This window comes from Streptomyces sp. NBC_01241 (assembly GCF_041435435.1).
Taxonomy (GTDB): Bacteria; Actinomycetota; Actinomycetes; order Streptomycetales; family Streptomycetaceae; genus Streptomyces.
The window spans coordinates 7,807,651-7,821,316 of sequence record NZ_CP108494.1; the positions used below are offsets into that span (position 1 = coordinate 7,807,651).

10 protein-coding genes, 1 tRNA gene and 4 pseudogenes are annotated in these 13,666 nt (G+C 67.3%); 6 read left to right on the top strand and 9 right to left on the bottom strand.

Translation table 11 applies throughout. The features are described from left to right. Positions 1-45: 45 nt before the first annotated feature. Complete coding sequence (locus tag OG306_RS35470; protein ID WP_266750459.1) at positions 46-1,065, top strand: ABC transporter substrate-binding protein; 1,020 nt, start codon at positions 46-48, stop codon at positions 1,063-1,065. After that, entirely contained in the window at positions 1,062-1,892 is an 831-nt protein-coding gene (locus tag OG306_RS35475; protein ID WP_266750461.1) for an ABC transporter ATP-binding protein, read from the top strand. The genes OG306_RS35470 and OG306_RS35475 overlap by 4 nt, the downstream gene beginning before the upstream one ends. Before the next feature lie 80 nt (positions 1,893-1,972). Here the strand turns inward: OG306_RS35475 and OG306_RS35480 are convergent. The 3 genes and pseudogenes from OG306_RS35480 to OG306_RS35490 form a co-directional block, all read right to left on the bottom strand. Further along, positions 1,973-2,119 (bottom strand): annotated as a pseudogene (locus OG306_RS35480) (sugar phosphate isomerase/epimerase); the annotation flags it as partial. Between the two features lie 131 nt (positions 2,120-2,250). Continuing rightward, complete coding sequence (locus OG306_RS35485; RefSeq protein ID WP_327349189.1) at positions 2,251-3,150, bottom strand: transketolase family protein; 900 nt, start codon at positions 3,148-3,150, stop codon at positions 2,251-2,253. A 36-nt stretch (positions 3,151-3,186) separates the two neighbouring features. Further along, a complete protein-coding gene (locus tag OG306_RS35490; protein ID WP_266750465.1) occupies positions 3,187-3,888 on the bottom strand; it encodes a transketolase in 702 nt (233 codons plus the stop codon). 129 nt (positions 3,889-4,017) lie between these two features. On the opposite strand from OG306_RS35490, the gene OG306_RS35495 reads away from it, so the two are divergent. Then, positions 4,018-4,091, top strand: a tRNA-Pro gene (locus OG306_RS35495). 240 nt (positions 4,092-4,331) lie between these two features. Here the strand turns inward: OG306_RS35495 and OG306_RS35500 are convergent. Genes OG306_RS35500 through OG306_RS35515 form a run of 4 tightly spaced genes read right to left on the bottom strand, consistent with a single transcriptional unit; the run spans position 4,332 to position 9,890 of the window. Beyond that, entirely contained in the window at positions 4,332-6,029 is a 1,698-nt protein-coding gene (locus OG306_RS35500; RefSeq protein WP_266750466.1) for an ABC transporter family substrate-binding protein, read from the bottom strand. 21 nt (positions 6,030-6,050) lie between these two features. Beyond that, positions 6,051-8,177: an ABC transporter ATP-binding protein gene (locus OG306_RS35505; protein WP_266750468.1), complete on the bottom strand. Its 2,127-nt coding sequence runs from the start codon at positions 8,175-8,177 to the stop codon at positions 6,051-6,053. Further along, positions 8,174-9,130 carry an ABC transporter permease gene (locus OG306_RS35510; RefSeq protein WP_371666075.1) on the bottom strand — a complete coding sequence of 319 codons (957 nt, stop codon included), beginning with the start codon at positions 9,128-9,130 and terminating at the stop codon, positions 8,174-8,176. Before OG306_RS35510 ends, OG306_RS35505 begins: the two co-directional genes overlap by 4 nt. Before the next feature lies 1 nt (position 9,131). Continuing rightward, positions 9,132-9,890, bottom strand: coding sequence for an ABC transporter permease (locus tag OG306_RS35515; RefSeq protein ID WP_266750469.1), 759 nt, complete (start codon positions 9,888-9,890; stop codon positions 9,132-9,134). Between the two features lie 1,061 nt (positions 9,891-10,951). Between OG306_RS35515 and OG306_RS35520 the strand changes: the two genes are divergently transcribed. Further along, the gene (locus OG306_RS35520; RefSeq protein WP_432762244.1) at positions 10,952-11,050 is read left to right on the top strand and encodes a hypothetical protein; all 99 of its coding nucleotides are present in this window, start codon (positions 10,952-10,954) and stop codon (positions 11,048-11,050) included. A gap of 49 nt (positions 11,051-11,099) precedes the next feature. Here OG306_RS35520 and OG306_RS35525 read toward each other — a convergent pair whose 3' ends face one another. Then, entirely contained in the window at positions 11,100-12,080 is a 981-nt protein-coding gene (locus tag OG306_RS35525; protein WP_266750470.1) for a DDE-type integrase/transposase/recombinase, read from the bottom strand. Positions 12,081-12,139: 59 nt separating this feature from the next. On the opposite strand from OG306_RS35525, the pseudogene OG306_RS35530 reads away from it, so the two are divergent. After that, positions 12,140-12,361: pseudogene (locus tag OG306_RS35530) on the top strand (IS3-like element ISAar44 family transposase); the annotation flags it as partial. A 103-nt stretch (positions 12,362-12,464) separates the two neighbouring features. Here OG306_RS35530 and OG306_RS41005 read toward each other — a convergent pair. Next, positions 12,465-12,641 (bottom strand): annotated as a pseudogene (locus OG306_RS41005) (helix-turn-helix domain-containing protein); the annotation flags it as partial. Between OG306_RS41005 and OG306_RS35540 the strand changes: the two are divergent. Continuing rightward, positions 12,631-13,054, top strand: a pseudogene (locus tag OG306_RS35540) (cobaltochelatase subunit CobN); the annotation flags it as partial. The pseudogenes OG306_RS41005 and OG306_RS35540 sit on opposite strands and share 11 nt — an antisense overlap. Between the last annotated feature and the right edge of the window lie 612 nt (positions 13,055-13,666).

Sequence of the window (13,666 nt, forward strand, 5' to 3'; positions counted from 1 at the left end):
GTCCGACCGACTCCTTTTTTACTTCGTCGCGGGAAGGCCCAGCCCATGTATGCGCGCAGACTCCTGATCGGTGTCGTACCTCTCGTCCTGGTGGCCACGGCCTGCGGTGGCAACGACGCGTCGACCACCACGAGCCAATCGGGCAAGAAGCTGGACAAGGTCACGCTGACCCTCAACTGGTATCCGTACGGCGAACACGCGCCGTTCTACTACGGCAAGCAGCAGAAGATCTTCGAGAAGCACGGCATCGACCTGAAGATCCAGGCGGGCCAGGGCTCGCAGAAGACGGTGCAGGCCACCGCGGCGGGCCAGACCGACTTCGGTTGGGCCGACACCCCCGCGCTGCTCGCCGGTGTCGACCAGGGCGTTCAGGTGAAGAGCCTCGGAGTCTTCCTCCAGACCACCCCGGCGTCGGTGCAGTCCTTCGACGCCGCGGGCATCCGATCGCCCGCCGACCTCAAGGGCAAGACCATCGCGGGGACCGCGGGGGACGCGCTCTCCAAGACCTTCCCGATCTTCCTGAAGAAGAACGGCCTGGCCGAGTCGGACGTCAAGGTGCAGAACACCGACCCGGCGGGCAAGATCGCCGCGGTGATCTCCGGGAAGACCGACGGACTGCTCGGCTACGCCAGCGACCAGGGCCCCACCATGCAGGACAAGGCGAAGAAGCCCGTCTCGTACCTGCGCTTCTCCGAGAACGGGCTGAACTTCTACTCCAACGGTCTGCTCGCCGGCCAGCAGATCCTCTCCTCGAAGTCCGAACTCGCCGAACGCATGGTGCGGGCGGTCAGCGAGTCGTGGGCGGCCGCCGAGAAGGCCCCCGGACCGGCGGTCGCGGCGATGGACGGAGCCTCGGAGCAACTGCCGCCGGCCACGGTCCTGGCCGAGCAGTTCAAGACGACCCTCACTCTGCTGCACACCACCTCGACCCAGGGCAAGGCGCCCGGCGTGAACGACGAGGCCGACTGGCAGCAGACCATCGACGTCTTCGCCGAGGCCGGCATGGTGAGCAAGCCGAAGGCCGTCGCCGAGTACTGGGACGAGAAGACGGCACTGAAGGGATGACCATGCCGAAGCAGGACACGACACGGACCGAGGTGCCGGTCCCCGCCGCCACGGCGGCAGCAGCGGTCGAATTGTCCGACGTGGCGGTCCGGTTCCGCAGCAGGAAGCGCGATGTCACCGCGTTGCACGAGGTGTCGCTCGATGTGGCCCCCGGTGAGTTCGTGGCCATCGTCGGACCGTCCGGATGCGGCAAGTCGACCCTGCTCAAACTGGTCGCGGGACTGCTGAAGCCGTCCTCGGGCGAGGTCCGGATCGGTGGCGAGCAGGTCAACGGGGTGCGCCACGACATCGGTTACGTGTTCCAGCGCGCCGCCCTCCTGGAGTGGCGCTCGGCGCGCCGCAACATCCTGCTCCAGGCCGAGATCCGGAAGATGCCTCCCGCGCAGGCGCGCGGCCGGGCCGACGAACTGATCCGGATGACGGGACTGGACGGCTTCGAGGACGCGTATCCGCACGAGCTGTCCGGCGGAATGCAACAGCGCGTGGCACTGTGCCGGGCGCTGCTGCACGAACCGCCGGTGCTGTTGATGGACGAGCCGTTCGGCGCGCTCGACGCCCTCACCCGCGAGCAGATGAACATGGAGCTGAACCGCATCTGGCGGGAGACCCGCACCACCGTCCTGCTGGTCACCCACTCCATCTCGGAGGCCGTCTATCTGGCCGACCGGGTGGTGGTGATGAGCCCGCGCCCCGGCAGGGTCTCCGAGATCATCGAGGTGGGGCTGGGCGCGGAACGGGAGTACGGCGAGACGCTCGGCCGCCCGGAGTTCCGGGAGGCGGCCGCCCGTATCCGCGACCTGCTGGGGGCGGCGTCGGCGCACGACTGAAGGTGTCGCCGGCCGCTGGGAACGCAACGGCCCCGGGCTGCGGTTCACGCAACCCGGGGCCGCTCCACGCACCCGCCCGGTCAGTAGCGCAGCCGGGACGGATACGTGTAGCTCGCGAGCGCCGAGGCGAACGGATCGGCCGGTGAGTCGTGCTCCACCAGCCACTGCTTCACACCGCCCCGCCGGTCCGTGTCGTACATCGCCGGGAAGTCCAGCACCTCCGAACCCCGCGCGAGGGCTCCTGCTCCGCTCGGCGACGGTGGAACGCGCCGATGCGCGTCAGCTGTCGGGCGACCTCCGGTCGGAAGGCGTGCGTGCCAGGGCGTGGCCGCCCGACCGGAGGTCGCCCGACCGCCTCTCAGCCGCCGAGGAACGCACCGATGAGTTCCCGCAGCCCCCGCGGATCCAGGCCGTGGGCGGTGAGGTGCTCGTCGATCTCCCCGTACTTGCGCAGCTCGGCCCGCCCCACCCCGAGGCCCAGCACTCGGTGCGGCAGCTCGATGAGCGCGTCATTGGCGACGGCCGTGGAGGTGCCCGCCAGGTAGGGCTCGACGATCACCACATCGGCCGCCCCGCCGCCGACCGCCCGTCGCAGCCCGGCCCCGTCGAACGGGCGCACCGTTGTTGCGTACAGCACGGTCACATCGAGGCCGTCGGTCGCCGCGAGGACGTTGTCGAGCATCGGTCCGACCGCGATCACCACCCCGCCCTTCCCCTCCCGCACCACGGTGAACCCGCTCCCCGCGCCGACCGGCCGCGCCCGCGTGTTCGACTGGAGCGACAGCCGTACGTACACCCGGCCGTCCTCGGCCGCAGCCTGCCGCAACAGCTCCTCGGCCTCGTCGGGATGGCCCGGCACATGGACCGTCCAGTCGTCGAGGGTGTCCATGAGGGCGACATCGCCCGGTGACATGTGGGTGAAGCCGCCGGCGGGCCAGTCGTACGAGCCTCCGGCGCTCACGAGCACCCCGCCCACCCCCTGATGGCCGAAGTCCAGCTTGACCTGCTCGAACGGCCGCTCCACCAGAAAGCTGGCGAAGGTGTGCACGAGGGGCCGCAGTCCGGCGAGCGCCATCCCGGCGCCCGCGCCGATCAGCAGCTGTTCCCTGATCCCCACATTGATGACCCGGTCCGGATGGGCCCGCGCGGCCCGTTCGAAACCGTCCCGGCTGATCTCGGCCAGCACCAGGGCGAGGCGGGGGTCCTCGTCCAGCAGCTGCGACGTGGTCGAGATGAAGCGGTCACGCATCGTGTCCATGTGTCTCTCTCCGTTCCGTTGCCTTCGTCCGTGGGTTCAGTGCTTCGGAGCGACGTGCGCGATCACGGCACGCGGGCGTCCGCCGTGTGGTGCGGTGAAGGCCGCGTACAACGCCTCGTGGTCCCGTCCGTCGACGGAGTCGACCGACCAGCCGGCGGTCTCGAACCGGGCCGCGATCCCGCCGGGCCGGCCGTGCGACGCCGACGCGTTGTCGATCACCACGGTGTGCAGCTGCTCCAGACCGGCCGGGCCCGCGTAGGCGAGCGCCTCGTGATTGCTGCCCTCGTCCAGCTCGGCATCCCCGATCAGCACCCATACCCTCGGGTCGGTCAGCCCCCGCGCCCGCAGACCGAGCGCGGTCCCCACGGCCAGCGGCAGCCCGTGTCCCAGCGACCCGCTGCCGATCTCGACCCCCGGCACCAGGGTCCGGTCCGGGTGGTGCCCGAGCGGGGAGTCGTACGCCCCGAACCCCGACAGCAGCTCCTCGCCGAAGAAGCCGTGCGCGGCCAGGACCGCGTAGTACGCCATCGGCCCGTGCCCCTTGGACAGCAGGAACCGGTCGCGGTCCGGCGCGTCCACGGTGCCGGGCGTCACCCGCAGCACCCGGTCGTACAGCACCCAGAGCGCGTCCAGCGTGGAGGTCGCGGCGGGGCCGTGCTTCTCGTCCCCCGTCATCAGGCTCATCAGGCGGTTCATGTCGCGGTAGCCGCCCGTCGGCGGGGTTGTCGTGTTCGTCATGACCCCAGCGTTGAACATCAACTTTGGTTGAGGTCAAGCCACGGGAAAGGCGTTCGTGACCACCCGTCCGAGTGCGGTATTGTTCTCTTGCGCCGTTCGGCCAGGGGAAGCCCCAGGTCAGGCGGGCATCGGGACGTGGCGCAGCTTGGTAGCGCACTTGACTGGGGGTCAAGGGGTCGCAGGTTCAAATCCTGTCGTCCCGACTCGTGAGAGTCGCAGGTCAAAGGCCGGTTTCGGAGCAATCCGAAACCGGCCTTTGATCATTCTTGGGGACCAGTTGGGGACCGGCGTGCTTGACCGGCGTCATGACGTCGACGACACCCGTCACCTGCCGTCACCACCAACTACGTAACAGAGCCGTTCGTTCGTCCGACAGGCCACTGGTACAGGCCGGGGGCTCCGCCGCATCGATGCTGCGGCGGAGCCCCCGGCAGGGCGGCTTACTACTTCTGCCAGCCGATCAGATCGGGCTGGCCGAAGTTGCCGTAGCTGCCGTAGAACTGGGCCGCCCCATAGTTGGCGAGGCCCTTCTTGACGGCCCAGATGGTGGAGCCGTTGTGGGTCGGCATGATGCCGTAGGTCTTCATGGCTTCCAGCTCGACCTTGTTACCGGCGTCGATTTGCTGGTCCAAGGTCGGCAGGTTGGTGACGGCCTTGGTCTCCTTGTCCATGCTCTTCGGCACCGAGCGGGAGACGTTGAGAGTGGAGTCGGAGCAGTACATCTGGCAGATGAAGAGCATTCCGTTCGGGTCGCTCGAAATGAAGCCCATCCCGAAGATGTCGAAGGCGCGCTTGGTGAACACCTTGTTGAAGTCGGCGGAGGGGTGAGCCTCGATGTCCAGCTTGACGCCGATGTCCTTCATCATCTGGGCGAGGGCAGTGGCACGGGCCTTGGTGGTAGCCCTGTCACCGATGGTGGGGAAGGTCAGCTCCAGCTTCTTGCCGTCCTTGGCACGCACACCGTCCGAGCCGGCCTTCCAGCCGGCGGCGTCCAGGTCCTTCTTCGCCTTCTCGGCGTCGAACTTCACGAGCTTGCCGAAGGTGTCCTGGTACCCCTTCTGGAAGGGGAAGAGGGTGAAGGAGCCGGGCAGTGGCTCGGTGTACCCGAGTCCCTGGAAGGTGATCTTCGCGAGCTGAGCGCGGTCGATCCCTTCCATCACGGCCTTGCGCACCGCCGGGTCCTTCAGCTGCGGCGAGGTGCTGTTGAAGACGAGGAGGTTGTTGGAGGTGGTCGTGCCGCGGCGAAGCTCGGTCCCCTTCACCGACTTCACCTGGTTGACCTGCTCGGCGTCACTTGCCTGTACAGCGTCGATCTGGCCGTTCTTGAAGGCGTTGATACTGGCGGCTTCCTCCATCTGTACGAAGGTGAGCTCGTCCAGATGCGGCGTGGCGCCCCACCACTTGGGGTTGGGCTTGAAGGAGACGGTGCCGCCCTTGGCGTCGAACTTGGAGATGGTGTAAGGACCGGCACCCCACTCCGGGTGGGGGTTGTTCACGTAAGCCTTGTTGAAGGCCTCGGCCTTGGCGATGTGCGGGTTGACGATCTCGTAGAAGAGGGACTTCCAGTACACGAACGGGCCGTCGAAGGTGACGATCGCCTGCTTGGCGTCCTTGCCCTTCTTGACCGAGGCGATGCTGGAGTAGCCGTCGGTGGAGCTGACGTCGTACGCCTTGTCCTTCCCGTTGAGCGCGTTCCAGGTGTCCCGGAACATCGTCCAGTCCATGTCCTGGCCGTCGTTCCACTTGGCCTTCGGGTTGATGTCGTACGTGACCTGAGTGTTGCCGCCCACCGTCGCCTGCTTGACGTCGGTGAGGTAGTCCTCGTTGTAGGTGATGTTGCCCTTGGGGTCGTTGAAGGACAGCTGCGGCGTGTAGAACCAGGCGAGCTTCGCTGTGTACAGCGAAGCGTTGCCCTGCATGTGGTTGAGCTGATCGGGAATCTCCACGATGGGAAGCGTCAGCTTGCCCCCCTGCTGCAGGTTGCTCGCAGGCTGGGGGTTGTACGAGGTCAGCACCTGGTTCTCCGAGGTGGCGCCCTTGGACTTCTCCTGCCCGGAGTCGCCGGAGTCGCTGCTGCACCCGGAGAGGACGAGGGAAGAGGCGGCGGCGAGCGCCACCAGGCTCAGGGAGATCTTTCTCATGACGGCCTTGGCCTTTCTAACTTAGTTGTCGACAGACGTGGTCGTGCCCGCGAAATGGCATGCGTCGCGGTGGTCCGGGTCCCCCCTCTCGGTGAGCAGAGGAGTGACCCCGCGACACTGCTCCTTCTGCGGCTCCGACAACGTCGTGTGGAGCGGACACCTGGAGACGAACCGGCAACCGGGCCGTTCGTCGGTGGGACTGGGAAGGTCGCCTTCCAGGAGGACGCGTTCCCGGGTGCGCTCGGCCACCGGATCGGGCAGGGGGATCGCGGAGAGGAGCGCCTTGGTGTAGGGGTGCCTGGGGTTGTCGAAGACGGAGTCGGTGGCCCCGATTTCGACGATCCGGCCCAGATACATCACCGCCACACGGTCGGAGATGTGGCACACCACCGACAGGTCGTGGGCGACGAAGAGGTAGGACAGGCCCAGCTCGGCCTTGAGGTCGTTGAGCAGGTTGATGACGCCGGCCTGCACCGAGACGTCGAGAGCCGAGACCGGCTCGTCGAGCACGAGCAGCTGGGGCTTGGTGGAGAGCGCCCGGGCGATGCCGATGCGCTGCCGCTGTCCGCCGGAGAATGCGGAGGGGAAGCGGTCACGGTGCTCGGGGTCGAGCCCCACCAGCTCCATGAGGTCCGCGACCTTGGTGCTGAGCACCTTCTTGTCGCGTTCGCCGACCGCGCGGAGCGGTTCCTCGAGGATGTCGAAGACCGTCATACGGGGGTCCAGCGCGCCCATGGGGTCCTGGAACACCATCTGGATGTTGCGGCGGACGGCGCTGATGTCCTGCTTCCGCTTCAGGTCGGCCGTGTCCTGGCCGCAGACGGCGATGCTGCCCTGCTCGGGCGGGTTCAGCCCCATGATCTCCAGCAGAGTGGTGGTCTTCCCGCACCCCGACTCGCCGACCAGCCCGAGCGTCTCTCCCTCGCGGATGTCCAGGTCGATGCCGTTGACCGCGAAGACCGTGCCCACCTTGCGCTTGAGCAGGCCGCCCTTGGCGAGCGGGAAGGTCTTCGTGACACCGGAGAGTTCCAGGACCTTCGGCCGGTCCTCACGGGGGACGTCCGCGACGCGGCTCTCCCGCTCGGCCGGGACGGGGTAGATCGGCTCACCGCCGATGGCGCCGTCACGGATCTCCGCGGCACGCCGGCAGGCCGTCGAGTGCCCCGCACCGGTGTCACTCCCGGCGATGGCCAGCAGCGGCGGCTCGGCCTCCCGGCAGGCGTCCTCGACCGCGGGGCAGCGCGCCGCGAACGGACAGGCGTCGGGAAGGTCCACCAGGAGCGGCGGAGTACCCGGAACCGGGGTCAGCGCTTCCCTGTCGCGGTCGTCCAGGCGGGGGATCGCGCCCATCAGGCCGATGGTGTACGGCATCCGGGGCTGCGCGAAGAGCTCGTCCACCCCGGCGTGCTCGACCGGGCGACCGGCGTACATCACCATGACGTCGTCGGCGGAGCCGGCCACCACCCCGAGGTCGTGGGTGATCATGATGACCGCGGCGCCGGTCTCGCGCTGGGCCGTCTTGAGGACGTCGAGGATCTGGGCCTGCACGGTGACGTCCAGGGCGGTCGTCGGCTCGTCGGCGATGATCAGGTCGGGGTCGTTCGCGATGGCCATGGCGATCACGGCCCGCTGCCGCATGCCGCCCGAGAACTCGTGCGGGAACCCCTTGGCGCGGCGGTCCGGGTTGGGGATGCCGACCAGGTCCAGCAGCTCGACGGCCCGCTTCCAGGCGGCTGCGGACGAGATCTCCTGGTGGATCTGGAGGGACTCGACGATCTGGGCCCCGATGCTGAAGATCGGAGTGAGCGACGAGAGCGGGTCCTGGAAGATCATGCCGATCCGCTGACCGCGGACCTTGGACATCCGCCGGTCGTCCAGGTCGAGGAGGTTCTTCCCGTCGAGCATGATCTCGCCCGTGACCGAGGCGTACTCGGGAAGCAGCCCCATGACGGCCATCGACGTGACGGACTTGCCCGAACCGGATTCGCCCACGATGCCGAGGGTCTTGCCGCGGTGCAGGTCGAAGGAGACACCGCGAACGGCGTCCACCCGGCCGGCCTCCGAGGGGAAGGCGACCTTCAGGTCACGCACGGACAGCAGGGCCCGCTGGGTGCCGGGCTCGGTCGTGACAGCGCGCTGCTCGATCATGCGCGGCCTCCAGACTGCGATGTGGGGTCCAGGGCGTCGCGCAGACCGTCACCGATGAGGGCCATGGCCACGGTGAGCAGCACCACCAGTGCCGCCGGCAGGTAGAACAGCCAGGGAGCGGTGGACAGCGTGTTCTGCCCGTCGGCAAGCATGGAACCCAGGGACACGTCGGGCTGCTTGACGCCGAATCCGATGAAGGAGAGTGCCGTCTCGGACTGCACGGTCGAGGCGACACCGAGGGTGAACGTCACGATCAGCAGGGACCCGATGTTCGGTACGAGGTGGCGGATGATGGTGCGGATCGGGCTGACGCCCATGAAGCGGGCCGCCATCACGTACTCGCGCTCCCGGAGGGACGTGGCCAGGGACCAGATCACCCGGGCGGTGAGCATCCAGCCGAACAGCGTGAGGACCACGACCAGAACCTGCCACTCACCCCGGTAGTGCGTACCGACCAGGGCGATGATGAGGAACGAGGGCAGGATGAGCAGGAAGTGCACGAAACCGAGCATCGCCCGCTCGATCTTCCCGCCGAAGTAGGCGGCGGTGGTGCCGAACAGACCGGCGATGGCGGTGGTCAGGAGCGACACCGTCACGGCGATGATCAGCGACCTGCCGAGGCCGTGCACGAGCTGGGCGTAGACGTCGTTGCCCGCGCCGTTGGTGCCCAGGAGATGGCCCCCGACCCCGGGGGCGACGGAGAGCGCGGTGAAGTCCGCCTCCATGTGGTCCCAGTGGGTCAGATACCGGCCGAACACCGAGAAGAACACGAGCAGGACGAAGAGGATCAGACCGCCGAGCGCGGGCTTGTTGCGCGCGAAGCGCCGCATGTAGAGCCGGGAGGGGGAGAGGCGCTTGCCACCGGTTCCGGTCTTTCCCGGTTCCAGTGCTTCGGCGGTCTCGGGGCGCGCCTCTTCGGGGGCGGTTCCGGCGCCGGGCATGTTGATGGCCACGTCAGCTCACCCTGATCCTGGGGTCGAGGGCCACGACGACGAGGTCGGCCAGGATCGCGCCGATGGCCGTCATGAGGGCACCGAAGGCTGCGACAGCGACGACGCCGTGCACGTCGTTCGTGCTGATGGTCTTGGTGAAGTACTCACCCATGCCGTGCCACGCGAAGACCGTTTCCGTGATGACCGCGCCGGTGAAGAGCGCGGGCATCGCGAACGCGACCTGAGTGGCGACGGGAATGATCGAGGTCCGCAGCCCGTGCCGGTAGATGGCCTGCTTCCGCGTCAGCCCCTTGGACCGTGCGGTACGCACGTAGTCGGAGTTGATGTGGTCCAGCAGCAGAGAGCGCTGCAACAGGTGGTATCCGGCGTACGAGATGAACGTCAGCGAGATCGTGGGAAGAATCGCGTGCATCGCCCGTGACCCCAGGACCGGCCAGAACCCGACGACATCGGGGCTCTGCGCTCCGGCGACGGGCAGCAGCGTGCTGCCGAGGGACTGGTTGAGCGCGATGGCCGCGAGCACCACGCCGAGCGAGGCCACCGCGGAGGGCGTGTTGAAGGAGATCACGGAGATGCCCTGCCACACCCGGTCGCCGGCCTTGTACTGGCGCGACGCGGTGTAGACGCCCAGCCCGACACCGATGATGATGGACAGGATCGTCGAGGCCAGGACGAGTTGGCCGCTGACGAAGATCCGGTAGGAGACCTGGTCGTTGACGCTGCCCCCGGTTGGCGACTGGCCCCAGTCGAAATGAGTCACGATCTGAGTGATCCAGTGCCACCACCGATCCATGATCGGTTTGTCTGGATTGAGATTGTAAAGCGCCAGCGAATGGTTGATCTGGGCTGGAGTTCGAGGCGGTCGCAACGCGGTGTAGTTCGACGCAGGTTTGAGGAATGCGTTAGCGAGGAAGTACGTGAGGTTGGTCGCGATGGCGATCATCAAAAACCAGCCGACTGCTTTGCGGGCGATGTAACGCAGCACTGGTAGCCGGCCTTTCGTGATGTGGGGCGTATCGGCCCGCAAATCCGGTGAGTGACCGGACGCTTGGCCGCGTTGACCGGGCACCGGGTCGCGAGCGCTCGGACAGGACGTGCGGATCCTCGGGGATCAGAAAATGATTTGCGTGAAGCCGTTCCGATGTACGAGCCTGAGGTGTGCTGATGGAGCTGCACAGACGGGCGAAGGTGGAGTGAGCAGTGCGCCGGGCATGAAGCGACAACCTCGCGTGGGGGTAAGCCAATTCAAGGCGGCCGCATGATTCAGCAGCGCCGCTGCTGACGATTTCAACTGCCCGTGTGGCACGTCAAGGCTGGTCAGGTCGCGATCCGGTTAAGCTGAAGCCGCATATCGGTCATTCTTCGCGAAAGTTTTCAACGTCGTGGTGGACGCGCGGTGAACGATGGAGCTCTGGAGGCTCCAAAAGATGCAAAACCAACCTATCGCGCGCATTCGCCGCGTTGTGTTTGATCCAGGACCAGGGTTTCTTCTGTGAAGTCTCGTTCTGGGAGCGGTGTTGGCGGTCTTCGGTGTGACGACGGAGCGTGCCGTGCAGGTGTGGGTGGGTAGTTCGACGACTTCTCCGCCTGTCTGGCGGGGGTGTTCGGGCGGGTCGAGCCGCGTCGGGTGACGATGGCCCACATCAAGGCGTTGATCGCTCCGGTGGAGCGGAAAAAGGGATGGCAGATCGCGGAGCACGCCGCGCATGTCACGCTGGACCGGGTGCAATGGTCCCTGGCCCGCTCCGTGCGGCGTGCGGACCATCTCCATGACCGTGTAGGGAAGTTCGTCGTTGCCCACCTCGGACGGGCGGACTGGTCGTGGACGAGACCGCCTTCCTCAAGAAGGGCGTGAAATCGGCCGGGATGGCAAGGCAGTACGCCGGCAGCACCGGGCCCCTCTCTGTCAGCCTTGGGTGAGACGTCCCGTTCTGCGGGGTTAGGGTGCAGTCCTGCGCCGGGAACGGCTCTACCACTCGCATGTCAAGGAATGGCGGGCCGCCCGGGACGCCGGGGCCCTGGAAAACCTGGTCGACCGCCGGACCAGCCCGGCCCGTGCGAAGAAGTCCGCCGCAGAGGTGGAGAACGAAAAGCTGCGGCAGCAGGTGGAGCGGTTGCAGAAGGACCTGGCACGGAACAAGGCCGCACTCGAGGTGATGGGAAAAGCTTCCGCGCTCTTGGAAATGATCTCCGAGAGCGCGGACTGAAGCCTGCCGCCGACCCTGTCGTAGACGAGGCGTTCACCAGCGTCGAGGCTCAGCTGGGCATCACGGCCGCCTGCCGGCTGACCGGCCGCTCCCGCGCCACGCACTACCGTCCGCTCCGGCCGGCACCACCACGCAGAACCCGTGTAATACGCGATGAACGCGTCGAACCACTCGCGGGCGTGGGCCAGCGAATCGAACCGTTCGGGATAGTCCGACATGTACTTCGTGGTCTTGAACTGGGCTTCGCTGTAAGGGTTGTCGTTGGAGACCTTCGGCCTCGAGTGCGACCGCGTCACCCCCAGATCGATCAGTAGTTGGGAGACCTTCTTCGACGTCATCGAGGTGCCGCGGTCCGCGTGCACGGTCTGGGGCACGATGCCGTTGCGGGCGATGGTCTCGCGGATCAACTCCTCTGCCCCCAGCGCCGACTCGGCTCGCTCGACGGTGTGGCCGACGATGTAGCGGCTGAAGATGTCGATGATCACGTAGGCGTGATACCAGAGGCCCTTGATCGGTCCGGCAGCCTTGGTGATGTCCCAGGTGAACACCTGCGAGGGCCCGGTGGCGACCAGTTCGGGCACCGTCTTGGCGGGATGGGTGGCCTGCCGTCGGCGTTCACCGGACTGGTCCTGCTCGCGCAGGATCCGGTACATCGTCGAGACGGAGCAGTGATAGCGCCCGGCATCCAGCTCGCGGGCCCAGATCTGCGCGGGCGCCAGTTCGGCGTACTCGTCGCCGTTCATCAACTCGAGTACCGCAGCCCGCTCTTCGGCCGTCAGGGCCGACGGCTGCATCTGCGGGGCACGGCCATGAGCACCGGCACTCGGGTATCGGCTGGCACACCCCCGCCTCCGTCCACTTCGGGACCGCCGAGGAAGTCCGCGACCAGCGCGCGGTCACCCTCGCCGAGGCATACGCCAGCCACCCCGAACGCTTCGGCCGCCGCCCCAGACCACCCGAGATACCCCAGACGGCCTGGATCAACAACCCGGCCAAACGCAGGGAACCCACACCAACCCCATAGCGTCACGACCGTCTCACTGGACTTGAAATCTTCCGGTGCCCGACGAGCCCCGCCTTTCGCACTGGGTACGACGGCGAGGTCAAAGCCCTCGGCCCAAACCCCAGCGCCATCGCTGAACAGACCGGACACTGACCCGTAGATGCCTGGCGATCACCGCGTTCGTCTCACCCCGCCCGAACCGTTCGGCCGCCTCCAGCCGTAACCGCCCCCGGAACTCCTGACGTTCAGCGGTCAGCCCGCCCCCTTGTGGATCGGTCGGCCTGCACCCTCTCCTGGGCATCCGCCCGGTCTGGGACGACGCGTCGCGCCGCGTCACCGGTCTGGGGGCGATCCCGGCGGCCGAACCCGGCCGCCCGCGCATCGACGTCATCCTCCGCATCAGCGGCTTCTTCCACGATGCCTTCCCGCACACCATCGGTCTCCTCGATTATGCGGTCCGCCTTGCCGCCTCGCTGGACGAACCCCGCCAAGCGGAACCACGTACGCGCCCACACCCAGGCCGACCTGGCGGTCCACGGCGACGAACGCCGCGCCACCACCCGCATCTTCGGCTCCCGCCCCGGAACGTACGGAGCGGGACTCCTCCAGCTCATCGGCTCCCGCGACTTGCGCACCGACGCCGACCTTGCCGAGGTCTATACCGTCTGGGGCGGCTACGCCTCCGGCCGCGAACTCGACGGACGCTCGTCACGCGTGCGGGCGCGGCCAGCGTCGGTGGTCTTCGCCATGGACACGGGCGCCAGCCGGGACACCACCGTCAATCCGGCCGTGCGCGTCACCGTCATCGACGACGACACCGACGAGGTGGTGGCGGTCGATCTGCTCACCGGTCGGCCGGCACGGCCGCTGGTGACCTGAGCCGAAGTGGGGCGGGGGTGCGCGGGGTGGGGAACCGTGCGTTCCCGCCGCGGTCCGGTGTGCGACCGTGCCCAGGGTTCGCACGCGCACAGGATCATTCTCGCGGCGACTCACGGTGGCCGGAATCCGGTCGGCGATCATCCAGCGGGGCCTTGACCGTCACGGCCGATCGATGCGGCTCCACGACGATACCCCCTTCACAGTCTGACCAGCGTGGACGAGGTTTCTGACGCATAGAGGATCACGCCCGGAATCGTGTTTGCGGGCGGGTCGGGCGCAAGCTGACGAGGACACTGTCCGACATGGGACGAAGTCGACGGAATAAATTATGCTTCGTCAACTGGGACCTGCTGAACACACGAAGGGTTCGGCTGTGTTTCTCCCGAGGGTTGTGCTTTGTTCGCCGAACCGAGGCCAGTTGTGGCCCGATGAGTCCCGGAATGCTCC

What these genes read in the sequence shown, in the direction of transcription:
- OG306_RS35470 (WP_266750459.1), top strand. Translation starts at nt 46, where the DNA reads ATGTATGCGCGCAGACTCCTGATCGGTGTCGTACCTCTCGTCCTGGTG.
- OG306_RS35475 (WP_266750461.1), top strand. Translation starts at nt 1,062, where the DNA reads ATGACCATGCCGAAGCAGGACACGACACGGACCGAGGTGCCGGTCCCC.
- OG306_RS35485 (WP_327349189.1), bottom strand. Translation starts at nt 3,150, where the DNA reads ATGGACACGATGCGTGACCGCTTCATCTCGACCACGTCGCAGCTGCTG.
- OG306_RS35490 (WP_266750465.1), bottom strand. Translation starts at nt 3,888, where the DNA reads ATGACGAACACGACAACCCCGCCGACGGGCGGCTACCGCGACATGAAC.
- OG306_RS35500 (WP_266750466.1), bottom strand. Translation starts at nt 6,029, where the DNA reads ATGAGAAAGATCTCCCTGAGCCTGGTGGCGCTCGCCGCCGCCTCTTCC.
- OG306_RS35505 (WP_266750468.1), bottom strand. Translation starts at nt 8,177, where the DNA reads ATGATCGAGCAGCGCGCTGTCACGACCGAGCCCGGCACCCAGCGGGCC.
- OG306_RS35525 (WP_266750470.1), bottom strand. Translation starts at nt 12,080, where the DNA reads ATGAACGGCGACGAGTACGCCGAACTGGCGCCCGCGCAGATCTGGGCC.